The organism is Enterococcus sp. AZ015 (genome assembly GCF_050499225.1).
GTDB classification, from domain to species: Bacteria; Bacillota; Bacilli; order Lactobacillales; family Enterococcaceae; genus Enterococcus_D; species Enterococcus_D entomosocium.
This window is the reverse complement of sequence record NZ_JBMHEX010000001.1, coordinates 1,927,381-1,951,126: the sequence shown is the minus strand read 5'-3', so window position 1 is coordinate 1,951,126 and position 23,746 is coordinate 1,927,381. Positions and strand designations below refer to the sequence as shown.

The window sequence follows — 23,746 nt, the reverse complement described above, 5'->3', positions numbered from 1 at the left end:
AGCTATGATTCCCTGAGCTTTTCCCGTATCATGGTTAAATGGGGAACAAAATCTAGGACCATGGTAGGAGTATCTCTGCGATCGCCTATGGTATACTAATATCAGATATAAGCATTTCCAAGGAGGAATCATCTTTGAAAGTACTTCTTTATTTTGAAGGAGAAAAATTATTAGCTAAATCAGGTATCGGTCGCGCATTGGCCCATCAGCAACGAGCGCTGACATCTGTCGGGATTCCTTTTACTCTTGATAAAAATGATGAGGATTATGACATTCTTCACATCAACACGTATGGAATCAATAGTATGCATATGGTCAATAAAGCCAAAAGACAAGGAAAAAAAGTGATTTACCATGCCCATTCTACAGAAGAGGATTTTCGAAATTCATTTATCGGTTCAAATCAGCTTTCGCCATTATATAAAAAATATTTGATCAATCTTTATTCCAGAGCCGATCAATTGATCACCCCGACCCCTTATTCGAAAGAACTTTTGGAAGGGTATGGTATCCAAGTGCCGATCGAAGCGATCTCAAACGGGATCGATCTTGACAAATATCAGCCGGATCATGAGAAAGAAAAAGCCTTTCGTGAGTATTTTCAGCTTTTACCTGATCAAAAAGTCATTATATCGGTCGGTTTGTTTTTTGAACGAAAAGGCATTCTTGATTTTGTAGAGATAGCTAGACAATTGCCTGAATATACGTTTATCTGGTTTGGTCATACACCAATGATGACGATTCCTAAGCAGATCCGCGACCTTGTCAATGAAGACCATCCAGAAAATGTGCTGTTTCCCGGCTATATCAAAGGAGACATCATCGAAGGGGCATATTCAGCGGCTGATCTGTTCTTCTTTCCTTCCTATGAAGAAACAGAAGGGATCGTGGTCCTTGAGGCGTTAGCCAGCCACCAAAATGTGCTTGTTCGGGATATTCCAGTATATAAAGGGTGGCTAAGCAATGGGCACAATGCATACATGGAGAAAACCAATCAAGGGTTTATCGAGAAAATCAAAGGAATCGTAGATGGCACGTTGCCACAGTTAAGTGAAGCGGGTTATGAAACGGCCAAGCAAAAGAGTATTGATGAAATCGGATATGAGCTAAAAGAAGTTTATACAAAAGTGATGAATACGGAATAAAGAAACTAATGTAAAGTTTGGAGGTACCGTTTTGAAAATCGGATTTTTTACAGACACCTACTTCCCCCAGGTAAGTGGTGTGGCGACATCGATCAAGACATTGAAAGAAGAGCTTGAGAAAAAAGGCCATAAAGTGTATATCTTTACTACGACCGATCCCAATGCTGATCTGGACGAAGAAGATATCATTCGCATGCCAAGTGTCCCGTTTGTGTCCTTCAAAGATCGGCGAATCGTAGTGCGCGGCATGTTGTATGCCTATTTGATCGCCAAAGAGTTAGAGTTGGAATTGATCCATACCCATACCGAGTTTGGCTCTGGGATGTTAGGGAAAATGGTGGGGCGCAAATTGCAAATTCCTGTGATCCATACCTACCATACGATGTATGAAGACTACTTGCACTACATCGCCAATGGGAAGGTCTTACGGCCGTCTCACGTGAAATATCTTTCGCGGCTATTTGCCAACCACTCGACAGGTGTTGTTTGTCCAAGTGAACGAGTCATCGATACGCTGAGGGGGTATGGTGTGGTTTCACCGATGCGGATCATCCCCACAGGGATCGAAGTCGAGAAGTTTCGTCGACCGGACATTACATCTGAAATGAAAAAAGAATTGCGGGAGAAATTAGGCATCACTGAGGATCAACCCATGCTGCTTTCCCTCAGTCGTATTTCTTATGAAAAGAATATCCAAGCGATCATCGATGGGATGCCGGAAATTCTAACCAAGATTCCTGATGCGCAATTAGTGATCGTGGGGAAAGGTCCGCATAAAGAAAAATTAGAAGAAAAAGTGGTGGATATGGCGCTAACTGACCATGTTCAATTTGTCGGCGAAGTGGCGAATGATAAAGTGGCGATCTATTACCACGCTGCCGATTACTTCGTCAGTGCCTCCACTTCAGAAACACAAGGACTGACATACACGGAAGCAATGGCTGCTGGGACCCCATTAGTCGTTGAAGGCAATGATTACTTAAACACCTTGATCGATGATCCATCGTTAGGCGTCACCTATGAGAGTGATCGGGATTTCGCAAAAGCATTTATTGATTATTATGAACAAAAGATTCCTGCTGATCCCGAAGTTCTTTCTAGGAAGATGTACGAGATCTCGGCATTACGCTTTGGTGAGTCGATGCTGTCTTTCTACCATGATATGGTTGCCTATTATGAAACCGAACGCATCGAGAAAGAAACCGAGCAGACGTTAGAAAAATTCAAAGTAAAATTAAAGGCATTTCGCCGAACGATCGATTAAACAGAAAATTTTCGCAAGTTCATGTTTTTAGCGTATACTAAAGACATGAACTTTTTTATATTGGAGGGATCTGCATGAAATTAGGATTTATCGGTACTGGTGTCATGGGTCAAGCGATGGTTGGTCATCTCTTAGCTGCAGGACATACAGTGAATGTTTACAATCGGACGAAAGCAAAAACAGATGAACTCGTTGCGAATGGAGCAATTTGGTGTGACACCCCAACAGAAGTTGCATCAGAAAGTGAAATCATCTTTACAATGGTTGGGTATCCATCCGACGTTGAAGAGGTTTACTATGGGCCTCAAGGGATTTTTCAAACGGCTGTGACGGGCAAAACATTGGTGGATTTTACAACCAGCACACCTGATTTGGCAGAACGAATCTACCAGACAGCGAAGGAAAAAGGAGCAGCGAGTATTGATGCGCCAGTTTCTGGTGGTGATCTTGGTGCGAGAAACGCCACGCTAACGATTATGGTTGGTGGCGATGAAGAAGCTTACCAACAAGTAAAACCACTTTTTGAAGTATTAGGAAAGACGTTTCAACTTCAAGGAGGGGCTGGAAAGGGTCAGCATACGAAAATGGCCAATCAGATCATGATTGCCGGAACCATGACGGGGATGACAGAAATGCTGGTCTATGCGAACCAAGCGGGTCTAGATTTACCACGAGTGATTGACACCCTTTCTGGCGGTGGTGCTGCCAATTGGTCCATGACGAATTACAGTCCACGTATCCTAAAAGAGGATTATTCACCAGGTTTTTTTGTCAAACATTTCATCAAAGATCTGGGGATCGCTCTGGATGAAGCCAAGAAGATGGGATTGGATTTGCCAAGCACCACTTTAGCTAAAAAATTGTATGATCAGTTGGCTGAAAAAGGCTATGAAAATGACGGAACGCAGGCGCTGATTAAACTTTGGTGGCAAGATGGAAAAAAATCTTAAAATGACAAAAAAAATACGAAAAATCAATGCAAGATAGAGGATGTTTTGATACAATATAACGGACAGAAAAAGGAGGCTTACGAATGAAAAGTTCGCAATTAGTCGCTATCATCAAACGTTTAGAAGCGATGGTCGAAGCGCAAGACAATGAAGTTCAAGTACGTCGTTTTGAAAAAGAAGGCGTCGAAAAATGTACCGTTACTTATGACAATTCGACAGAAACGTTTGAATTAACGGAAGCAGAATCAAGTCAATCTTATCAATTTGATAATGTTGATATTGTAGCCATGGAAATCTATGATTTGATCCAATAAGAATGAGTGGGACGTTCGTTGTCGCTTTCTCATTTCTATACAGCAAGCCTACTTGGGCTTGCTGTTTTTTATTTATCTGCTGCTTTTTCTTGGCGGTACAGGTGATTAAGGATGATCCCTAATGGATCGAGATCTTCCGGGGCTAAAGGCAGCGCAGCGCTTGCTGGCGGAAGTGGCTGGAATGTTTCTTCGGGAGAAAGAATGTTTGTTTGGATCAACTTACCAAAGCTGACTTGATAGTATTTGAGTTGAGTCGTCTGTGATACTGGCTCCTCTAAGTCAAGGGGAATAGAAAAAATCACTTCTGGTTCTTGAATAAACTGATTGACCCTCACGATTTCTTGGTAAAAGCTTTGCGCCGAATGGATTTCTCCCTGTAGCAAACTTGCTTGTTCAAATAATAAATGATCAATAAGATAGGTTAAGCGTTCATCCAAAAGTGAGAAGCACTCGGTTTTTTGTCCAGCAAAAAAACAGCCGATTTCTCGCCACTTCTCTTCCAAGGGATACGCATCCATTTGAGGGAGTTGCTTACGTAAGGTCAGTAGCGTCAGTTCGTTGACAGTCGGCAATTGAAAGGTTTCTGACAATAATTGAAACAACATCGGCAATTTTTTTGTTTGCCGAAAGGGGCCATAACTGCCAATTTGTGGTGTTTGAGTGATCGTGAAGGTATGATTCGTCAAGTCAACAAAGCAGTAGTTGGCTGAATGGTTCATTTGTCGGTTGTAGATAGGATGAAAAGCTTGGATCAAACGACATTCAAGTAAAAGTGCATCCAATTCTGTATTTGTTTCGATCGTTTCAAAATCAACAACATTATAAACAAGGCGAAGCACCTTATTGGCATGCTGCTGGTTTTTTCGGAAGTAGGAAACGACACGCTGTTTCAATGATTTGGCTTTTCCTACATACAAGACTTCGTTGTGCTGATCTTTCATTAGATAAACACCAGGCTTTTCAGGCAGTGCATTTGCTTTGTTTTTTAGAAACTCTTTGTTCGGATTCATCGATCGTTCCTCTCCTTCCTCCAAAGAGTAGCAGATGAAGCGTAAGAGAGCAACGTTTGCTGGCCATTGACAAGAAAAAATTAGAAATAGAGTGGAGCCAACGCAATGATAAACTTTGATATTCAAAGGAAATTTCTCTATAACGGAAACGGACTATTTTGTCAACTCGCAGCTTTTAGAATCTTAGAAAATCAATTCTTAAATAAAAATGCGCTTAAAAATCAAAAAAGTTCGAAAAAATTCTTGCATTTCTCAATAACTTCCGATATAGTTTGACTATCAAATGATTTGATTATCAAAGTATTCGGATGGTGAAGGTTATGGAACCCAATTTAGAAACAGTTAATGACTACTTAGTCAGCGTCTTTAATGACATCTTAGTGATTGAAGAATCTGAATTGAAAAAATCTCAATTCAAAGACCTTTCAATTACCGAAATGCATACCATCGAAGCCATCGGGATGTACAAAAAAAAGACCACGACTGAAGTTGCCAAAGAGCTTTCGATCACTGTTGGGACTTTGACCATCGCGATCAATCGTTTGGTGAAAAAAGAATATGTAGAACGGATTCGCAGTGAAGATGATCGGCGAGTCGTCAAACTAGGTTTGACGAAAAAAGGAAAACTCCTTTATCGTGTTCATCAGCATTTTCATCGTGAGATGGTGAAAGGTGTCTTGAGTCAGATGTCTCCTGAAGAGGAACAGGCACTGTTGAAAGCACTGAAAAATCTGCATGACTTTTTACAAGATTATAAGTGAGAATAATGGATGAATATGTTTGGGAAAATTACCGCGACTGCAAGTTATGTTCCAGAAAAAATCGTAACAAATGATGATCTATCAAATTTGATGGATACTTCAGATGAATGGATTCATTCTCGTACGGGAATCAAACGTAGAAGAGTCGCTGTTGGCGAAAACACTTCTGACCTTTGTATTCGCGTCGCTCAAACGCTCTTGCAAGATGCTCAGCTTTCAGCAGAAAGTCTGGATTTTATCTTGGTAGCGACGATCACACCGGATTTCAATACACCGGCGGTTGCTTGCCAAGTCCAAGGAGCGATTGGGGCAGTCAATGCCTTTGCTTTTGATATCAGTGCAGCATGTGCTGGTTTCGTTTATGCATTGTCTATGGCTGAAAAACTGATTCGAACAGGCGCTAAAAAAGGATTGGTCATCGGTGGAGAAGTACTTTCAAAAGTCTTGGATTGGAACGACCGTTCGACGGCTGTTTTATTCGGAGATGGTGCCGGTGGACTATTGCTGGAAGCATCTTCAGAGCAGCATTTACTCAAAGAGTCTTTAAAAGCAGATGGGACGCGAGGCATGTCCTTGACATCTGGTTTTCGCACGAATGAGAATCCTTTTTCACAAAACGCTCCGGCGTATAGTGCTTGTATGCAAATGATTGGACGAGAAATCTTTGATTTTGCGACGCGTGATGTGGTCGCCTCGATCAATGATCTGACACAAGATGAAGCAATCGATTATTTTTTGCTTCACCAAGCAAATTCTCGTATTTTAGACAAAGTTGCTCGCAAGCTGAAGCAGCCCCGTGAGAAATTTTTGCAAAATATGCAAGATTATGGCAATACTTCGGCAGCCTCGATTCCGTTATTGCTAGATGAAGAAATCAAACGAGGTACACTGTCCCTTGGCAGTGGTCAAAAAGTGGTGTTCTCAGGTTTTGGCGGCGGATTGACATGGGGAACTATGTTAGCCACCTTATAACTTGTTCACGAAACAAAATTACTATTGAAAAACACATTGGAGGAATATACACATGGTATTCGAAAAAATTCAAGAAATCGTAGCAGAAGAATTAGGAAAAGAAAAAGAAGAAATCAAATTGAACACGAACATCCAAGAAGATTTAGAAGCAGATAGCTTGGATCTTTTCCAAATCATTAACGAGATCGAAGATGAATTCGATGTGAAGATCGAAACAGAAGATGGTATCACAACCGTTGAAGATCTAGTTAAATATGTAGAAAAACAACAAGCATAAAACAAAGGCTAGGCAGACAGCCTAGCCTTTCCTTTTTAAGAACGTGTTTTTGCTGATTCATAGACGAACTGCAAGAATCCATGTTCTCCAACGATAACCATCAAAGTAATGAAGGAGTGCAAAATGAAGACAGCCTTTTTATTTAGCGGTCAAGGTGCACAGTACCCAAAAATGGGGGAAGAGCTCTATCACCAAGAAGCAATCGTTCGTGAGACGTTTGAACAGGCCAGCACGATTCTAGGATATGATATGGCCGAGTTATGCTTTACTGAAAACGAACGTTTAAACCAGACGGAATATACACAGCCTGCCATTTTAACAGTAAGCACGGCTTTTTGGCGACTTTTGGATGCGCAAGAAATCAAAGCAGATGCTGTTGCTGGCTTGAGTTTAGGTGAATATACAGCCTTAGTCGCTAGTGGTGCGCTTGATTTCCAGACCGCAGTCGCATTGGTGCAAAAGCGCGGTCGGTATATGGCAAGTGCGGCGCCAGCAGGTGTTGGGAAAATGGTCGCTGTGATGAACACACCCGCTGAAACGATTGAAGAAATCTGTAAAGAAGCAAGTCAAGTCGGGATCGTGACACCAGCCAATTACAATACGCCGCAGCAGATCGTCATTGGCGGTGAAGCGCCGGCAGTGGATAAAGCGGTGGAATTGTTAAAAGCTGCTGGAACCAAACGGGTGATTCCTTTAAATGTCAGTGGTCCTTTCCATACTGCGTTGTTGGAACCCGCATCGCAGCAATTAGCACAGGAATTAGCTCAAATCACCTTTGATGAGTTGCAAGTACCTGTCATCAGCAATACAACCGCGCAGCCAATGCAGCAAGACCAAATCAAGGAACTGTTGACGCTGCAAGTGAAATCGCCAGTGCGTTTTTACGAAAGCATTGCGACACTGAAGCAGCTTGGCATCCAACAAGTCATCGAGATCGGACCAGGAAAAGTATTGAGCGGTTTTATGAAGAAAATAGACAAAGAAATCCAGACTGCGCGTGTAGAAGATAGCCAAACGTTGGCAGATACACTAGCCCGATTCAACTAGGAGGAATTTATGGATCTGCAAAATAGAAACGTCTTTGTAACTGGTAGCTCGCGAGGGATCGGTTTTACCATCGCGGAAGCCTTTGCCAAAGAAGGAGCGAATATCGTTTTAAATGGACGAAAAGAAATTCCCCAGTCATTGATCGATCGCATCACCAGCTACGGCGTGAAATGTGTAGCGATCAATGGGGACATTTCTGATTTTGATCAAGCGGCAGCCATGCTTTTGGAAGCAGAAGCGGCAGTCGGACCGATCCACATTTTAGTCAATAATGCCGGAATCACGAATGACAAATTATTGTTGAGAATGAAACCCGAAGATTTTGATTCAGTGATCAAAATCAATTTGACTGGTACCTTCAATATGACGCAGCACGCGTTGAAAAAAATGATGAAGCTGCGAGAAGGCCGCATCATCAATTTGACGAGTGTGGTCGGCTTGACGGGAAATATCGGGCAAGCCAACTATGCGGCAAGTAAAGCTGGCGTGATCGGTTTTACGAAATCTGCCGCTCGTGAAGGTGCCGCTCGGGGGATCACCTGCAATGCGATCGCCCCAGGATTTATCGAAACAGAGATGACTGAAGTGCTGTCGGATAAAGTCAAAGAACAATCATTGGCAAATATTCCATTACAGCGTTTTGGTTCCACACAGGATGTTGCGCAAACAGCAGTCTTTTTAGCAAAAAGCCCCTACATCACTGGTCAGGTGATCAGTGTAGACGGCGGGATGGCAATGCAAGGGTAGGAGGAAGAATAGATGAATCGAGTAGTAGTTACAGGATACGGCGTCACTTCTCCAATCGGAAATGACCCAGAAACATTTTTAGCAAGTTTACAAAACGGGACCAACGGCATCGGCCCGATTACAAAATTTGACGCAGAAGCAACAGGGATCTCAGTTGCCGCTGAAGTCAAAGATTTTCCGTTAGAAAAGTACTTCGTTAAAAAAGATACGAAGCGGATGGATCTTTTTTCCATTTATGGAATTTATGCGGCGTTAGAAGCGATGGAAATGGCGAAGTTAGATACAGAAACCATTGATGTGGATCGTTTTGGCGTGATGGTTGGTTCAGGGATCGGCGGCTTGCCAACGATTCAAGATCAAGTGATTCGGATGCATGACAAAGGAGCAAATCGAGTATCACCAATGTTCGTACCGATGTCGATTGTAAATATGGTTGCCGGCAACATTGCGTTACGGGTAGGTGCGAAAGGCATTTGTACGACGACTGTTTCCGCCTGTGCTTCTGGTACCCATTCAATCGGTGAAGCTTTTCGGAACATCAAGCATGGCTATGCAGATGTTATGATCGCTGGTGGTTCAGAAGCGACGATCTGTGAAATCGGTATTGCTGGTTTTGCGTCTCTGACGGCGTTAACCACTGAATCAGACCCTGACAAAGCTTCCGTTCCGTTTGATAAAAATCGTAGTGGGTTTGTCATGGGTGAAGGCGCTGGTGTCTTCATTTTAGAATCATTGGCGCATGCGCAAAAACGTGGGGCAACGATTTTAGGTGAAGTCGTAGGGTATGGTGCGAACTGTGATGCCTACCATATGACTGCACCAAACCCTGATGGATCAGGTGCTGGAAAAGCAATGAAATTGGCGATGCAAGAAGCGGCGATCACCCCAGCTGAAGTTGGCTACATCAATGCCCACGGTACAAGCACGCCCGCCAATGACAGTGCAGAAGCGACATCGATCCAATACGGATTAGGGGAAGACTATAAAAAACCATATGTCAGCAGTACAAAGTCAATGACTGGTCATTTGCTTGGGGCGGCTGGTGGAATCGAAGCCATTGCTTCACTATTAGCATTACAACATCAATTTATTCCACCAACCATCAACGTGACAGAACAAGATCCTGAGATCGACTTGAACGTTGTTATCAATCAAAGCCAACCAGCAGATTTGACCTATGCCATGAGTAATTCACTTGGGTTTGGCGGTCATAATGCAGTGATCTTGCTGAAACGTTGGGAGGAAGCGTAATTGGAAACACATGAGGTAAAAGAGCTGCTCAGCCAATTCGATCAATCGACGTTAACTGAGCTTCAATTAAAAAAAGAGACCTTTGAACTTTATTTTAATAAAAATACGACAAGTGGGCTACAAAATGCATCCTCTGCACCTGCGCCTGCTCCTGCAGCGAATGCTGCGCCAACTCCTGTTGCACCAACGCCTGCTGTCTCAGCAACACCTGACACAGTAGAAGTGGCAAAACCTGTCTTAGAGGGCAAAGAAGTTGTCTCTCCATTAGTGGGTGTCGTTTATTTGAAGCCAAGTCCTGACAAAGATAACTTTAAGCAAATCGGCGATCACGTGAAAAAAGGCGATATTCTTTGTATCGTTGAAGCGATGAAAGTCATGAATGAAATCGTCAGCGACGTCGATGGCGAATTAGTTGAAGTCTTGGTTGAAAGCGAACAAATCGTTGAATACAATCAACCATTATTCCGTGTGAAAGAAGGGTAAAGCAATGAGCGCATTAACGATTCAAGAAATCAAAGAAATCATCCCTCATCGTTATCCGATGCTTTTAGTGGATCGGGTAGAGGAGTTAGAAGAAGGCAAACGGGTCGTTGCGAAGAAAAACGTTACTATCAATGAGCCATTTTTCCAAGGTCATTTTCCTCATGAACCAGTGATGCCCGGAGTATTGATCGTGGAAGCAATGGCGCAAGCAGGTGCTGTGGCATTGCTATCATTGGAAGATTTTCGTGGGAAAACTGCCTACTTTGGCGGTTTAGACAAAGCGAAATTCAGAAAAAAAGTAACACCGGGCGATACCTTGATCTTAGAAGTAGAAATAATCAAAGTGAAATCTGCAGCCGGCATCGGCAAAGGAATTGCCTATGTTGATGGGAAAAAAGTGGCGGAAGCAGAATTGACTTTCATGATTGGATAGGTGAGACATGTTTTCTAAAGTATTGATCGCAAACCGTGGCGAAATCGCCGTACGTATCATTCGCGCTTGTCGCGAATTAGGTATTCAAACGGTCGCCGTTTATTCAGAAGCAGATAAAGAAGCGTTGCATACAGAGCTTGCCGATGAAGCGATTTGTATCGGACCTGCCAAAGCAGCCGACTCTTATTTGAATGTACAGCAGATCCTAAGCGCTGCGATCGTCACAAAGGCTGAGGCGATCCATCCTGGATTTGGCTTTCTTTCAGAGAATAGCCGCTTTGCTGCGATGTGCGAGGAATGCAATATCGTCTTTATTGGGCCAAAGAGTGAGACTATCGATGCAATGGGAAACAAAATCAATGCAAGACGCTTGATGATCGAAGCAGAAGTACCGGTCATTCCCGGAAGCAAAGGCGCGATTTCTGATGTGGAAGAAGCTTTAACGATCGCTGAAGAGATTGGTTACCCAGTCATGCTCAAAGCAGCAGCTGGCGGTGGCGGTAAAGGGATACGGAAAGTCGCCGATAAAGAAGCATTGCCGCATCATTTTGCTTCGGCGCAGCAAGAAGCGAAAGCGGCATTTGGCAACGATGAAATGTACATTGAAAAAATCATTTATCCTGCTCGACACATAGAAGTGCAAGTGTTAGGTGATTCTTTTGGTAATATTATCCACCTTGGTGAACGCGATTGCTCGCTACAACGCAACAACCAAAAAGTGTTGGAAGAATCCCCTTCTGTGGTGATTTCTGAAAGCAAGCGAGCAGAACTAGGAGAAGCAGCGGTGCGTGCCGCACAAGCGGTAGGGTATCGTAATGCTGGCACGATCGAGTTTTTAATGGCGGACACTGGGGAGTTTTATTTCATGGAAATGAACACTCGAATCCAAGTGGAACACCCCATCACCGAAATGGTGACAAACATTGATTTAGTCAAAAAACAACTTGAAGTCGCTAGTGGCGAACCGCTAGGCTTGACGCAAGCTGACATCAAGATGACGGGCGCGGCGATCGAATGTCGGATCAATGCAGAAAATCCAGCCTTCAATTTTGCACCCTCTCCTGGTAAGATCAACAGTTTGTTTTTACCAAGTGGCGGTCTAGGCGTTCGTGTAGACAGTGCCATGTATTCCGGCTACACGATCCCACCTTATTATGATTCGATGATCGCTAAAGTGATTGTTCACGGCGAGAATCGTTTTGAAGCGTTGATGAAGATGCAGCGGGCGTTAGCCGAATTAGTGACCGATGGTGTCATTACGAATGCAGAATTCCAAATGGACTTGATCAGTCACCCGAAAGTGATTGCGGGAGACTATACTACCGCCTTTTTACAAGAGGAATTTTTGCCGAATTGGACACCTGAACAATAGGAGGGAAGTTGAGTGGCTTTATTTAAGAAAAAAAACTACATTCGCATCAATCCTAATCGAGGTCAGCTGCCAACGAATGAACCAGTCGTCCCAGATAATCTTTGGGCGAAATGTCCTAGTTGCAAACGAACGCTTTATACGAAGGAGATGGGGGCGGAAAAAGTCTGTCCTCACTGCGGGTATAATTTCCGAATCAGTGCCTGGGAACGGATCGCTATCACGATTGATGAGAAAAGCTTTGAAGAATGGGACACAGATGTAACCACAAAAGATCCCCTTGATTTCCCAGGGTACCTGGATAAAGTCGCACAAATGCAAGAAAAAACTGGGTTGCATGAGGCTGTCCTGACAGGAGAGGCCAAAGTGCAAGGATTGCCGTTAGCAATCGGTGTCATGGATGCGAATTTCATCATGGGCAGCATGGGAACGGTCGTGGGGGAGAAAATCACCCGTTTGTTTGAACGTGCGATCGAAAAACAGCTACCAGTTGTTCTTTTTACCGCTTCAGGTGGTGCACGGATGCAAGAAGGAATTTTGTCACTGATGCAAATGGCAAAAATCTCTGCGGCGGTAAAACGCCACAGTAAAGCTGGCTTGTTTTATCTAACGGTTTTAACGGACCCGACCACCGGTGGCGTTACCGCTAGTTTTGCGATGGAAGGGGATATCATTCTAGCAGAACCGCAAGCCTTGATTGGTTTTGCTGGACGACGAGTGATTGAACAAACCATTCGTCAGGAATTACCTGAAGATTTTCAAAAAGCAGAGTTCTTGCTAGATCATGGCTTTGTCGATCAAATCGTTCCACGGACGAACTTGCGGGAGAAAATCCACCATTTGATTTCTTTGCATACGCGGAAAGGATGGGATCGCAATGACTAGAGCAGCCCACGAAATCGTTGAACTCGCTCGCAGCAAAGACCGTTTGACGGCACTGGATTACTTTGAAGGCATTTTTTCTGAGTTTGAAGAGCTTCATGGAGACCGTCTATTTGGCGAAGATGAAGCTGTCGTTGGTGGGATCGCTTGTTTAGATGGCAAGCCAGTGACCGTGATCGGTATTCAAAAAGGCCGTAATCTGCCTGAAAACTTACGCAGAAACTTTGGCTCGCCACATCCTGAAGGCTATCGAAAAGCGTTACGCTTAATGAAGCAAGCCGAAAAATTTCAGCGACCTGTGGTCACATTGATCAATACAGCAGGGGCATTTTGCGGTATTGGCGCGGAAGAGCGCGGAGAAGGCGAAGCGATTGCCCGTAACTTGATGGAAATGTCCGATTTAACGGTGCCGATCTTGGCAATCATCATTGGTGAAGGCGGCAGCGGCGGTGCCTTAGCACTGGCATTAGGCGATGAGGTTTGGATGATGGAACATTCGATCTATGCCATTTTATCTCCCGAAGGCTTTGCTTCGATCCTATGGAAAGATGGCAGCCGTGCCAAAGAAGCTGCTGGCTTGATGAAGATCACTGCCCAAGAACTATATGAATTAGGCGTTATTGAAAAAGTGATTGCTGAAACCAATGAAGAGGCCTTTTTACCGAAAGAGCAATTGATGGAACAGATGAAAGCGGCAATTTCAACGAAACTTGCTGAACTTTCTACCTTACAAACAGAAGAATTGCTTGAGGCAAGGTATCAGCGTTTTCGCCGATTTTAACAACTAGGATATCCACTCTAATTAGAGGAAGGATATCCTAGTATTTTTTTATTGAAAGTGTTATTGAATAAATCGTGCAAATGACAAAGTTTTTAGTTTAAAATTTAATTATTCTGTGCTATTATGTATATATTCTGAATATAAGAAGATTATATTGCATAAATATTTGTTTTGAAGAGGAGCGTTTTAATGAAAAAATTATTTGGAGCACTTGTTGTATTGACGGGGATTTTGGTTTTAGGAGCTTGTGGGAATGGCGGCTCATCGAGTACTGGAAGTTCTAGTGCCAGCGGTTCGGCGGATAATCAATTGGAAGCCATCAAAGCAGCTGGTGTGTTAAATGTGGCAACTTCTGCTGACTTTGCTCCCTTTGAATTCCATGCCTTGATCGATGGCAAAGATACGATCGTGGGCGCAGATATCGATATGGTCAATGAGATCGCTGATCGTCTTGGTGTTGAAGTAAATATTTTGGACCTTGATTTCAATGCTGTTTTGACTGCTTTGCAACAAGGAAAAGCCGATATCGCTGTTTCAGGCATCTCAGCAACTGACGAACGTAAACAGACTTTTGATTTCACCGACAACTATTTTACACCAGAACAAAAATTAGTTGTCAATAAAAATAACGAGTCGGCATTTGATTCAATCGAAAGCTTGTCTGGCAAAAAAGTAGGCGCTCAAAAAGGCTCGATCCAAGAAATGATCGTTCAAGACCAATTAGCTGATTCGCAATTGGTTTCCATTGCCAAAGTCCCGAATCTAGTCAATGAATTGAAACAAGGCTCGATCGACGGTTTGGTCCTTGAAAGTGCGGTTGCTGAATCGTATGTTGCACAAAATGATGACCTCGTGATCACTGATGTAGCATTAGAAGCATCTGAAGGCGATTCTTATGCAATTGCTTTACCTAAAGGGAGTACCGAACTACAAGAAGAGCTAAACAGTATTTTGAAAGAATTGATTGAAGATGGTACAATCGATGAGTATGTACAAAAGAACACAGATCTAGCCAATGAAAATGCGGCGCAATAGATAGAACGGAGTAGACACAATTATGGATTTATCCTTTTTAGCGATATATTACCCTTATTTTCTTTCTGGTGTGGTGATCACCATCGTGATCTCTATCATCACCGTGATCTTTGGAACGATTCTAGGGGTGATTTTTGCCCTAATGAAATTATCAAAAGTGACGCCTTTGCGCTGGTTTGCTAATGCGTATATTGAAGTCATCCGCGGCACACCGATGCTGGTGCAAATTTTGATCGCTTTTGGTCTTTTGCAAGGAATGTTTGCTTTGCCGACGGTCTCAATCGGCGTGCTGAGTCTTGATTTTGGGCGGCTCTTTCCAGGGATCATTGCCTTATCACTAAATTCCGGGGCATACGTTGCTGAAATCGTCCGAGGAGGGATCAATGCCGTTGATTACGGACAAACAGAAGCGGCAGGATCTTTAGGGCTGCGGCCTTTTCAAACGATGCGTTATGTCGTGTTGCCACAAGCACTACGCAACATTTTGCCGCCACTAGGCAATGAATTTATCGTTTTGATCAAGGATTCCTCTTTGCTTTCAACGATCGGCATCTACGAGCTGATGAACAGTGCGCAGATCGTTGTCACCAGTTCTTTCCAACCATTAACGCCTTTCTATGTGGCGGCGGTCATTTACTTCATCTTGACGTTTACGACTTCGCGACTATTGAGTTTATGGGAAAAGAAACTAGGCAAAGGCTATCGTCGTTAAAAGGAGAAGACAAGCTATGATGTTAGATATTCAAGAGTTACACAAAACCTTTGGCAGCAATCAAGTGCTAAAAGGGATCACCACGACGATCGATCAAGGAGAAGTCGTGGTGGTGATTGGGCCATCTGGGTCAGGAAAAAGTACGTTTTTACGCTGTTTAAACCTATTAGAAGTACCGACAAGCGGGAAGATTTTTTTTGAAGGAACCGATATTACCGATCCAAAAAATGATTTATATAAGATGCGGGAAAAAATGGGTATGGTTTTTCAAAATTTTAATCTTTTTCCGAATATGACGGTTTTAGAAAACATTACCTTGTCCCCGACGAAAGTCAAAAAGGTAGCAAAATCGGCAGCGGATCAGTTGGCAAAACAACTTCTGAATGATGTCGGTTTACCAGATAAAGCAAAAGCTTATCCTCAAAGTCTTTCTGGTGGACAAATGCAGCGAATCGCCATCGCACGAGCTTTGGCGATGGAACCGGATGTGATGCTCTTTGATGAACCGACTTCTGCGTTAGACCCTGAAATGGTTGGCGAAGTATTGTCCGTTATGCAGCGTTTGGCTCAGCAAGGAATGACGATGGTCATCGTCACTCATGAAATGGGCTTTGCGAAAGAAGTCGCGGATCGGATTTTATTTATGGATCAGGGAATCATTATGGAGGAAGGAACGCCAGAACAGATCTTTGATCATCCGAAAAATCCACGAACCATTGATTTTTTGAGTAAAGTATTGTAAACTGCGAGAAGTTCGCAGTTGTTAGTGATAAATTTGGACCTTTCCTAAGCATCCTTTCAGTAAAAGGATGCTTTTTTGACGGAAAAATGACTACATTAAAGAAGTGATAGAACAAACGGTTGTCTTGGCAGGTTCCTTTTTCAGTTCTTTTACAAGAAACCTGCAGAAACTGGCGCACTTGCTAGTATTCAAAAAGATTCTATTGTATAATTACAGGTTGAAGAGGTCTGATCCTTTTAGAAACTGCCTGCTTGCTTGTCAACAGCTAGTACGGTTTCTTTTTAAAGATCGACTATGTGGATCGATGACTAGTCGCCGACTTTTAACATGCGAAGAAATCAGATAGTAAAGGAGATTCTATGTTTTCAAATTATAAACCGACTTGGATGGTCGATGCGATTTATAAAATCACCCCTAGCCAACTAAAGGCACAGGGGATCAAAGGGATTTTGACCGATCTTGATAATACCTTGATTGCTTGGAATAATCCTGATGGAACCGAAGAATTAAAAAACTGGTTATTGGAAATGAAAAACGCTGGCATCCCGGTGATTGTCGTTTCTAACAACAATAGTGAACGCGTGGCACGGGCTGTTGCGCCTTTTGGTTTAAAGTACGTACACCGCGCATTAAAACCTTTTTCAAGAGGGATCAAACAAGGGTATCAGCAATTAGGCTTGAAAAAAGAAGAGGTTGTCATGATCGGCGATCAGATTATGACGGATGTACGAGGTGCCAATCGTGCTGGTGTTCGCAGCATTCTAGTGAAACCAGTGATCCCAACGGATTCTTGGAAAACCCAGTTTAATCGAGCAGCAGAAAGAAAAATCATGAACTATTTATTGAAACACAACCCAGAGTTAAAATGGCGTGGAGGAATTTAATATGACAGAAGGAATCGAAGAAATTCACTGTATCGGCTGCGGGGCATTGATTCAAACAACAAATCCTAACGAATTGGGGTACACCCCGCAATCTGCATTAGAAAAAGGACTTGAATCAGGAGAAGTCTATTGTCAACGCTGCTTCCGCTTGCGTCATTACAATGAGATCCAAGATGTCGCGCTGACAGACGATGATTTCCTACGTTTGCTGAATGAAATCGGGGAAAAAGACGCCTTGATCGTTAATGTCGTCGATATTTTTGACTTTAATGGTTCATTGATCCCAGGACTGCACCGCTTTGTTGGTGATAATCCTGTTTTATTAGTGGGCAACAAGGTGGATATTTTACCGAAATCTTTGAAAAAATCGAAAATGACCCAATGGATGAAGGAACGGGCTTACGAAGTCGGTTTAAGACCCGTCGATGTATTGTTGACGAGTGCCAAGAAACCGGGTGAAACCCAAGCGTTGCTACAAGCGATCGAAACGTATCGTGAAGGTCGTGATGTGTATGTGGTTGGTGTGACGAATGTTGGAAAATCAACATTGATCAATCAAATCATCAAACAAACAGCAGGGATCAACGAGCTGATCACCACTTCGCGATTCCCTGGAACTACATTGGATAAAATTGAGATTCCATTGGACGACGGGCACTTTTTGATCGACACACCAGGAATCATTCATCGTCATCAAATGGCACACTATTTAGGTAAAAAAGATCTGAAAATCGTGGCACCAGCCAAAGAAATTAAACCGAAAGTGTATCAATTGAACCCTGAACAAACCTTGTTCTTAGGGGGACTTGCCCGTTTTGATTTCATACAAGGAGAACGAAGTTCGTTTGTTGCCTATGTAGCGAATGATGTAGCGATCCATCGGACCAAATTAAGTAAAGCCGATGAATTTTATGAGAAACATGTTGGTGGGCTGCTGCAGCCGCCACGAGCAGATGAAGTGGCGGATTTTCCTGAACTCGTCCGTTTCGAATTTTCAATCAAAGAAAAAACCGATATCGTTTTTGCTGGACTTGGCTGGATCACGATCACCAAACCATGTGTCATCGCCGGGTGGGCGCCAAAAGGTGTCGATGTGCTTAGACGTAAAGCATTAGTATAAGGAAGAAGGAAGATTATGGACTTACGAGGAAAACAAAAAAGATTTTTACGAAGTGAAGCGCACCATCTAAACCCGATTTTTCAAATCGGCAAAGGCGGCTTGAATGACGCGATGGTGTCGCAAATTGAAGAAGCACTAGAAAAACGGGAATTGATCAAAGTCTCATTACTCCAAAATACCGATGAGGTTGCTGACGAAGCAGCTGAAACGATCCGTGAGAAAGTTGGCTGTGAAGTGGTTCAGATCATCGGACGAGTGATCGTTTTATTCAAACCGTCTAGTAAAGAAAAATACCAAACAATTTCAAGCAAAGTTCGTTCAATTTAGGAGGGAGAAGGCATGCAAGGACAAACATTTGGAAAGGTACAAACGGTTTTAGAGACACAAACACAAGAACTTGTACCGAAAAAGCAAGTGGGCATTCTTGGTGGAAATTTTAATCCAGTACACTACGCACATCTGGTCATGGGTGAGCAAGTAGGGCAAGCATTAGGGCTGGATAAAGTTTATTTCATGCCTGAGTATTTACCGCCTCATGTTGATGAGAAAAAGACAATCCCCGCTGAGCATCGTTTAGCGATGTTGAAGTTGGCGGTCGCCGATAATCCGCGATTTGCTGTAGAGACCATTGAGTTGGAACGAAAAGGTAAGAGTTATACGGTTGATACGATGCGGGAATTGACAGCTAAGAATCCAGATACTAATTATTATTTTATCATTGGCGGGGATATGGTGAACTATTTACCAAAATGGCATCAAATCGATGAGCTGATGGAATTGGTAACTTTTGTGGGGGTTCGCCGCCCGGAAGTGCCGATCGATAGCCCATACCCGATTATTTGGATCGATATTCCTCTAATGGATGTCAGCTCAACAACAATTCGTAAAAAAGTGCAACAAGGTTGTTCGGTTCGCTACTTATTGCCAGATAATGTGTTACACTATATTCAAGAAAAGGGGTTGTACTTGGATGAAGAGTGAACACTACACACAAGCAGAACGGGAACTTTTGATGCAAAAGGTCCAAATGCAGATGAGTCAAAAGCGCTTTGAGCATGTGTTGGGTGTCGAAAAAACGGCCGTTGCCCTTGCGGAAAAATATGGTGCTTCACCGGTCAAAGCCAGCATCGCTGCTTTGACGCATGATTATGCGAAGGAACGCAGCGATGAAGAATTTCAATTAGTCATTCGTAGAGACGGATTTGAATTGGATCTCTTGAACTGGAACAATGCTATCTGGCATGGACTCGTCGGTGCTGATTTCGTTCAACGAGAATTAGAAATCGATGACGAAGAAATCTTACAAGCGATCCGTTTGCACACAACCGGAGCTGCCAAGATGAGCCTACTAGATAAAATCATCTATGTAGCAGATTATATCGAACCCGGGCGTACGTTTCCTGGAGTCGTTGAGGCTAGGGAAATCGCAATGATCGACTTAGATGCCGCTGTTGCTTACGAAACGAAACATACCTTGCTTCATTTGATCGAAACAGAAGCAGTTATCTACCCAAAAACGATCGAAACCTACAATTTTTGGGTAGCCAAATATAGGAGGGAATTACCATAGATAGTCAGAAAATATTAGAAATTGCTGTAAAAGCCGCCGATTCAAAACATGCCGAAGATATTATGGCATTAGATGTGCGGGAAATCTCTTTGCTAGCAGATTACTTTGTGATCTGTTCAGGAAATAGTGAACGTCAAATCAATGCGATCATTGATGAAGTCATCGATAAAGAAGAAGAAAGTCAAGTATCTGTTCGCCGTGTCGAAGGAAAAGATGGTGGAAAATGGGTCTTGATCGACTTAGGTGACGTAATCGTTCACGTATTCAGTGCCTCAGAACGTGCTTTTTACAACCTAGAAAAATTATGGTCTGATGCGCCGCTTGTGGATCTTAATGAATGGGTCGTGGCGTAATGGCTTACGAAACCTTCGCATTTGTCTATGACGAAGTAATGGATTCCAGTCTCTATAAAAAGTGGCTGGATTTTTCTTGTCGTCATTTAGGAAAAAGAAAACAGCTGTTAGAATTGGCTTGTGGAACCGGTGCGTTAGCCGTTGAATTTGCCAAGGCTGGGTTTGATGTGACTGGGTTAGATCTTTCAGAAGAGATGCTGATGATCGCTAGTCAACGGGCTGAAAAAGAAGAGGCGGCTGTGCAATTTGTTGCGGGTGACATGCTGGATCTCGTAGATATTGGCACCTATCAAGCTATTACTTGCTATTCTGACTCCCTTTGCTACATGGAAGACGAGCAGAGTGTGCAGCAAGTTTTTGATGGTGTTTACAGTTGTTTAGAAGAAGATGGCGTCTTTTTATTTGATGTGCATTCCTTATATCAAATCAATGAAGTGTTTCCTGATTATAGCTACCATTACCAGACGGATGAATTTGCCTTTCTTTGGGAAAGCTATCAAGGAGAAAAAGACCATAGCATTGAACATTTCTTGACCTTTTTTGTTGCACAAGAGAATGGGTTGTTTGAACGCTTAGATGAGCTTCATCAAGAAAGAACCTATCCTCTCGAAAGCTATTTAAGAATGTTAGAAAATGCTGGTTTTGCTAATGTTGAATGCTACGCTGATTTTATCGATACAAAACCAAATGAAAAAAGCCGTCGCTGGTTTTTTGTCTGCCATAAGTAACCGTTATGTAAAACAGGAGGGATGTCGATGAAGGCTTGCGGACTAGTCGTAGAATATAACCCTTTTCACCATGGCCACCAATACCATGTGGACAAAGCCAGGCAAGAAACCAACGCTGATGTCATTGTAGCCGTGATGAGTGGGAATTTTTTACAGCGTGGCGAACCAGCAATCATCGATAAATGGCAACGAGCCCAAGCGGCATTGCAAAATGGCGTCGATTTGGTCGTTGAACTGCCATCCGCTTGGGCCGTCCAGTCTGCTGATTTTTTTGCAGCGGGAGCGATTAGGATCTTACAAAATCTGCAATGTGATTCTTTGTGTTTTGGTACAGATGCGAAACAACCCTTTGACTATGCAAAGTTCGCTCAGTTTGAAAAAGAAAATCAGCGGATGATCGATGACGCATTTCAACGCATAGCTAGGCAAAATGCTACCTATAGTCAAAAAATGAGTATGGTCCTCAGTGAGCTTTATCCTGAGTACCATGCAGAAAAAGACCAGCCGAATCATCTGTTGGGTATGGCGTATGCACGGGAAGTGTTGTGTTATGAAAAACCAATGAGGCTTGTTCCCATTCAACGAATTGCGGCCTCTTATCATTCAGAACAATTTAAGCATCCAACGATCGCTAGTGCCACAGCCATTCGTCAAGGACTCAAACAAGGTGAAGCTGTTGTGGATTTTGTTCCTGAAGCAACACAAAAATTTCTTTCGCAAAAAACAGTCGACTGGGAAGCCTTTTGGCCGTATCTTCAATACCAGATCATTTCTGCCCCCCTCGAAAAATTAGCTGCTATTTACCAGATGGAAGAAGGACTAGAATATCGACTAAAACAATATGTGACTGCGGCGGATTCGTTTGCAGATTTTATCAAGTTGTTAAAGACAAAACGCTATACCCAAACGAGACTGCAGCGTCTTGCTTGTTATGTATTGTTCCAAGTGACAAAAGCTGAAATGAAGGAAGCCCAAGCACATCCCTTTATTCGAGTCTTAGGCTATACAAAGCAAGGGCAGCAATATTTAAAAGAAGTCAAAAAAGAGCTGACCCTGCCGCTGATCGCTAAATTCGGTAAGAAAGAAGCACAGCGCTACGGCTTGTCATTGCGGATCGACCAGATTTATCAGCAAGGGAATCCTCAAATCTCAGAACAAAATTTTCGAAGAATTCCGCTTTTTATTGATAAATAAGTGAAAATTGCTTCACAGAACGCCATTTGACAAGTATAATGAATAAGGATTTTTAAAAACAAGAAAGCGAAGTGAAATCATGGGTCGTAAATGGGCAAATATCGTAGCGAAAAAAACTGCTAAAGATGCAAACAATAGCCGAGTTTATGCAAAATTTGGAATCGAAATCTACGCAGCAGCAAAATCGGGTGATCCTGATCCTCACGCGAACCAAAAATTACGCTTTGTTATCGAACGTGCGAAAACCTACAATGTGCCAAAACACATTATTGACCGTGCGATTGAAAAAGCCAAAGGTTCTGGCGATGAACAATACTCAGAACTTCGATATGAAGGATTTGGACCAAATGGATCAATGGTGATCGTCGATACTTTGACAAACAACGTCAACCGTACCGCAGCCGATGTTCGGGCCGCTTTTGGTAAAAACGGCGGGAATATGGGTGTTTCTGGGGCAGTTGCTTATATGTTTGATAACACAGCATTATTTGGCTTTGCTGGTGACGATGCCGATGAGATCTTAGAATACTTGATGGACAAAGAGATCGATGTTCGTGATGTTGTTGAAGAAGATGGACAAATTATCGTTCACGGTGAACCAAGTGACTTCCATGCCATTCAGGAAGCCTTGAAAGAAAAAGGAATCACCGAATTTTCAATTGCTGAAATGCAAATGATTCCTCAAAATGAAGTAACCTTAACTGGCGATGATCTAGAAAAATTCGAAAAAATGATCGATGTATTAGAAGATCTTGAAGATGTTCAAAATGTCTATCACAATGTGGCAGACGCTGAAGAATAAGACATACTGGCAGCCTAGAGGTGATCTGGCTGCCAGTTTTTGGTGTTTTTTTCATCAACCTTCCGTTGTTTAGTCAAGTGAAAAAAACAAGAGAGCGAGAAGCACTTCTCTTGAAAATTCTTCAATATTCATCGTCTTTTCAGTTGGTTTCCAGACATTTTATATGTTATGATTTACTACATAAGCAAACAACTCGTTAGGGGGGCAGACATGGAAGAAAAAATCGTTTTAGAGCCATTTAATCGAATCTTAAGTGGTTTTGAAAAGCTAGCAGAAGTGTCTGTATCGATTTCTGACTGCTCGGCTCTTTGTCGGAAATATCAAAAGTATGGGGTGGAAGGGTATCGTCTAGGCGATTATCGTGGTTCTTCTTATTTGAATCGTTATTTAAATGTCGTCGTTGATCGCGCACCCTTGTTAATTTATAAAGAGCGATTCTTGATTCCTTTGGTCTTTCGCATGTCGGAATACTCTGAACGGCTCTTTATCGATGATTATCGAATGGAAGGGTTCTTCATGCTGTTGGATTGGCTTTTGGAACACCGACCAGAAAAAGCAATTATTGATTATAAGCGAACGCGTGCTTTACCTCACAGAAAAGAATTGGTGATCGATAGTTCTTATGTGCTTTTTCGATTGACGGAAATTCTCGACGGTGCTGGTTTTCCTCTTAGTCGCTTTACAACGATCGAGGAATTTAGTCAATGGAATCGTACCCATCGTTTGATCGATAATGGCAGTATCGGACGTCATACAAAATTATTTGTTCCAGAAGATCCGGAACACGTTTCTGAGCTGCAGATGATTTTAACAATCGTTGGGATGCGTTATCCAGAAACCCGCTTATTTATTGGCGAATTAAAAGGCTAAAAAACATCACAATCGGCTGGTTTCATTTGAGAATCAGTCGAAAGTGATGT

At 42.8% G+C, this 23,746-nt stretch carries 29 protein-coding genes; 28 read left to right on the top strand and 1 reads right to left on the bottom strand.

Annotated features, from left to right (window positions below; genetic code table 11):
* Window positions 1-134 precede the first annotated feature (134 nt).
* The 4 genes from IGK85_RS09160 (at window position 135) to IGK85_RS09145 (ending at window position 3,673) form a co-directional block, all read left to right on the top strand.
* Complete coding sequence (locus tag IGK85_RS09160; protein ID WP_005235568.1) at window positions 135-1,145, top strand: glycosyltransferase; 1,011 nt, start codon at window positions 135-137, stop codon at window positions 1,143-1,145.
* Window positions 1,146-1,176: 31 nt separating this feature from the next.
* On the top strand, window positions 1,177-2,409 hold the full coding sequence (locus tag IGK85_RS09155; RefSeq protein WP_008378207.1) for a glycosyltransferase family 4 protein: 1,233 nt from the start codon (window positions 1,177-1,179) through the stop codon (window positions 2,407-2,409).
* A 74-nt stretch (window positions 2,410-2,483) separates the two neighbouring features.
* Window positions 2,484-3,359 (top strand): NAD(P)-dependent oxidoreductase, encoded by an 876-nt coding sequence (locus IGK85_RS09150; protein WP_005235572.1) that lies wholly within the window; start codon window positions 2,484-2,486, stop codon window positions 3,357-3,359.
* An 83-nt stretch (window positions 3,360-3,442) separates the two neighbouring features.
* Window positions 3,443-3,673, top strand: coding sequence for a YkuJ family protein (locus IGK85_RS09145; protein ID WP_005225886.1), 231 nt, complete (start codon window positions 3,443-3,445; stop codon window positions 3,671-3,673).
* A 68-nt stretch (window positions 3,674-3,741) separates the two neighbouring features.
* Here the strand turns inward: IGK85_RS09145 and IGK85_RS09140 are convergent, their stop codons facing one another.
* Window positions 3,742-4,683, bottom strand: a complete 942-nt coding sequence (locus IGK85_RS09140) for a GIY-YIG nuclease family protein (RefSeq protein WP_008378202.1) — start codon at window positions 4,681-4,683, stop codon at window positions 3,742-3,744.
* Window positions 4,684-5,003: 320 nt separating this feature from the next.
* Here IGK85_RS09140 and fabT point away from each other — a divergent pair, with 320 nt between their 5' ends.
* From fabT to IGK85_RS09020, 24 genes are all read left to right on the top strand, one after another.
* Window positions 5,004-5,444, top strand: a complete 441-nt coding sequence (gene fabT / locus IGK85_RS09135; RefSeq protein ID WP_008378199.1) for a fatty acid biosynthesis transcriptional regulator FabT — start codon at window positions 5,004-5,006, stop codon at window positions 5,442-5,444.
* A gap of 9 nt (window positions 5,445-5,453) precedes the next feature.
* The gene (locus IGK85_RS09130; protein WP_005225889.1) at window positions 5,454-6,416 is read left to right on the top strand and encodes a beta-ketoacyl-ACP synthase III; all 963 of its coding nucleotides are present in this window, start codon (window positions 5,454-5,456) and stop codon (window positions 6,414-6,416) included.
* Between the two features lie 52 nt (window positions 6,417-6,468).
* Complete coding sequence (locus IGK85_RS09125) at window positions 6,469-6,693, top strand: acyl carrier protein (RefSeq protein WP_005225890.1); 225 nt, start codon at window positions 6,469-6,471, stop codon at window positions 6,691-6,693.
* 123 nt (window positions 6,694-6,816) lie between these two features.
* Window positions 6,817-7,740, top strand: a complete 924-nt coding sequence (gene fabD / locus IGK85_RS09120; protein WP_008378194.1) for an ACP S-malonyltransferase — start codon at window positions 6,817-6,819, stop codon at window positions 7,738-7,740.
* 9 nt (window positions 7,741-7,749) lie between these two features.
* Window positions 7,750-8,487, top strand: coding sequence for a 3-oxoacyl-[acyl-carrier-protein] reductase (gene fabG, locus IGK85_RS09115; RefSeq protein ID WP_008378189.1), 738 nt, complete (start codon window positions 7,750-7,752; stop codon window positions 8,485-8,487).
* 12 nt (window positions 8,488-8,499) lie between these two features.
* Complete coding sequence (gene fabF, locus IGK85_RS09110; RefSeq protein ID WP_008378187.1) at window positions 8,500-9,738, top strand: beta-ketoacyl-ACP synthase II; 1,239 nt, start codon at window positions 8,500-8,502, stop codon at window positions 9,736-9,738.
* Complete coding sequence (gene accB, locus IGK85_RS09105) at window positions 9,739-10,221, top strand: acetyl-CoA carboxylase biotin carboxyl carrier protein (RefSeq protein ID WP_008378185.1); 483 nt, start codon at window positions 9,739-9,741, stop codon at window positions 10,219-10,221.
* 4 nt (window positions 10,222-10,225) lie between these two features.
* Window positions 10,226-10,654: a 3-hydroxyacyl-ACP dehydratase FabZ gene (gene fabZ / locus IGK85_RS09100; protein WP_005225895.1), complete on the top strand. Its 429-nt coding sequence runs from the start codon at window positions 10,226-10,228 to the stop codon at window positions 10,652-10,654.
* 7 nt (window positions 10,655-10,661) lie between these two features.
* Window positions 10,662-12,026: an acetyl-CoA carboxylase biotin carboxylase subunit gene (locus IGK85_RS09095; protein ID WP_008378184.1), complete on the top strand. Its 1,365-nt coding sequence runs from the start codon at window positions 10,662-10,664 to the stop codon at window positions 12,024-12,026.
* A 12-nt stretch (window positions 12,027-12,038) separates the two neighbouring features.
* A complete protein-coding gene (gene accD / locus IGK85_RS09090) occupies window positions 12,039-12,908 on the top strand; it encodes an acetyl-CoA carboxylase, carboxyltransferase subunit beta (protein WP_008378181.1) in 870 nt (289 codons plus the stop codon).
* Window positions 12,901-13,686 carry an acetyl-CoA carboxylase carboxyl transferase subunit alpha gene (locus IGK85_RS09085; RefSeq protein ID WP_008378179.1) on the top strand — a complete coding sequence of 262 codons (786 nt, stop codon included), beginning with the start codon at window positions 12,901-12,903 and terminating at the stop codon, window positions 13,684-13,686. The genes accD and IGK85_RS09085 overlap by 8 nt, the downstream gene beginning before the upstream one ends.
* A 189-nt stretch (window positions 13,687-13,875) precedes the next feature.
* A complete protein-coding gene (locus IGK85_RS09080; protein ID WP_005225899.1) occupies window positions 13,876-14,721 on the top strand; it encodes a transporter substrate-binding domain-containing protein in 846 nt (281 codons plus the stop codon).
* 22 nt (window positions 14,722-14,743) lie between these two features.
* Window positions 14,744-15,433 (top strand): amino acid ABC transporter permease, encoded by a 690-nt coding sequence (locus IGK85_RS09075; RefSeq protein WP_005225900.1) that lies wholly within the window; start codon window positions 14,744-14,746, stop codon window positions 15,431-15,433.
* 16 nt (window positions 15,434-15,449) lie between these two features.
* A complete protein-coding gene (locus tag IGK85_RS09070; RefSeq protein ID WP_008378176.1) occupies window positions 15,450-16,175 on the top strand; it encodes an amino acid ABC transporter ATP-binding protein in 726 nt (241 codons plus the stop codon).
* A gap of 359 nt (window positions 16,176-16,534) precedes the next feature.
* Entirely contained in the window at window positions 16,535-17,059 is a 525-nt protein-coding gene (locus IGK85_RS09065) for a YqeG family HAD IIIA-type phosphatase (RefSeq protein ID WP_008378174.1), read from the top strand.
* A 1-nt stretch (window position 17,060) separates the two neighbouring features.
* On the top strand, window positions 17,061-18,179 hold the full coding sequence (yqeH, locus tag IGK85_RS09060; RefSeq protein WP_008378172.1) for a ribosome biogenesis GTPase YqeH: 1,119 nt from the start codon (window positions 17,061-17,063) through the stop codon (window positions 18,177-18,179).
* Window positions 18,180-18,194: 15 nt separating this feature from the next.
* Complete coding sequence (gene yhbY / locus IGK85_RS09055) at window positions 18,195-18,506, top strand: ribosome assembly RNA-binding protein YhbY (RefSeq protein WP_008378170.1); 312 nt, start codon at window positions 18,195-18,197, stop codon at window positions 18,504-18,506.
* A 12-nt stretch (window positions 18,507-18,518) separates the two neighbouring features.
* A complete protein-coding gene (locus IGK85_RS09050) occupies window positions 18,519-19,160 on the top strand; it encodes a nicotinate-nucleotide adenylyltransferase (RefSeq protein WP_005235597.1) in 642 nt (213 codons plus the stop codon).
* Complete coding sequence (gene yqeK, locus IGK85_RS09045; RefSeq protein WP_008378167.1) at window positions 19,150-19,749, top strand: bis(5'-nucleosyl)-tetraphosphatase (symmetrical) YqeK; 600 nt, start codon at window positions 19,150-19,152, stop codon at window positions 19,747-19,749. Before IGK85_RS09050 ends, yqeK begins: the two co-directional genes overlap by 11 nt.
* Window positions 19,750-19,760: 11 nt before the next feature.
* The gene (gene rsfS, locus IGK85_RS09040; RefSeq protein ID WP_034878521.1) at window positions 19,761-20,102 is read left to right on the top strand and encodes a ribosome silencing factor; all 342 of its coding nucleotides are present in this window, start codon (window positions 19,761-19,763) and stop codon (window positions 20,100-20,102) included.
* A complete protein-coding gene (locus IGK85_RS09035) occupies window positions 20,102-20,830 on the top strand; it encodes a class I SAM-dependent DNA methyltransferase (protein WP_016612181.1) in 729 nt (242 codons plus the stop codon). The genes rsfS and IGK85_RS09035 overlap by 1 nt, the downstream gene beginning before the upstream one ends.
* A gap of 27 nt (window positions 20,831-20,857) precedes the next feature.
* Window positions 20,858-22,024: a nucleotidyltransferase gene (locus tag IGK85_RS09030; RefSeq protein WP_008378162.1), complete on the top strand. Its 1,167-nt coding sequence runs from the start codon at window positions 20,858-20,860 to the stop codon at window positions 22,022-22,024.
* A gap of 79 nt (window positions 22,025-22,103) precedes the next feature.
* A complete protein-coding gene (locus IGK85_RS09025) occupies window positions 22,104-22,826 on the top strand; it encodes a YebC/PmpR family DNA-binding transcriptional regulator (RefSeq protein WP_005225911.1) in 723 nt (240 codons plus the stop codon).
* Between the two features lie 210 nt (window positions 22,827-23,036).
* A complete protein-coding gene (locus IGK85_RS09020; RefSeq protein ID WP_008378159.1) occupies window positions 23,037-23,696 on the top strand; it encodes a hypothetical protein in 660 nt (219 codons plus the stop codon).
* Window positions 23,697-23,746 lie beyond the last annotated feature (50 nt).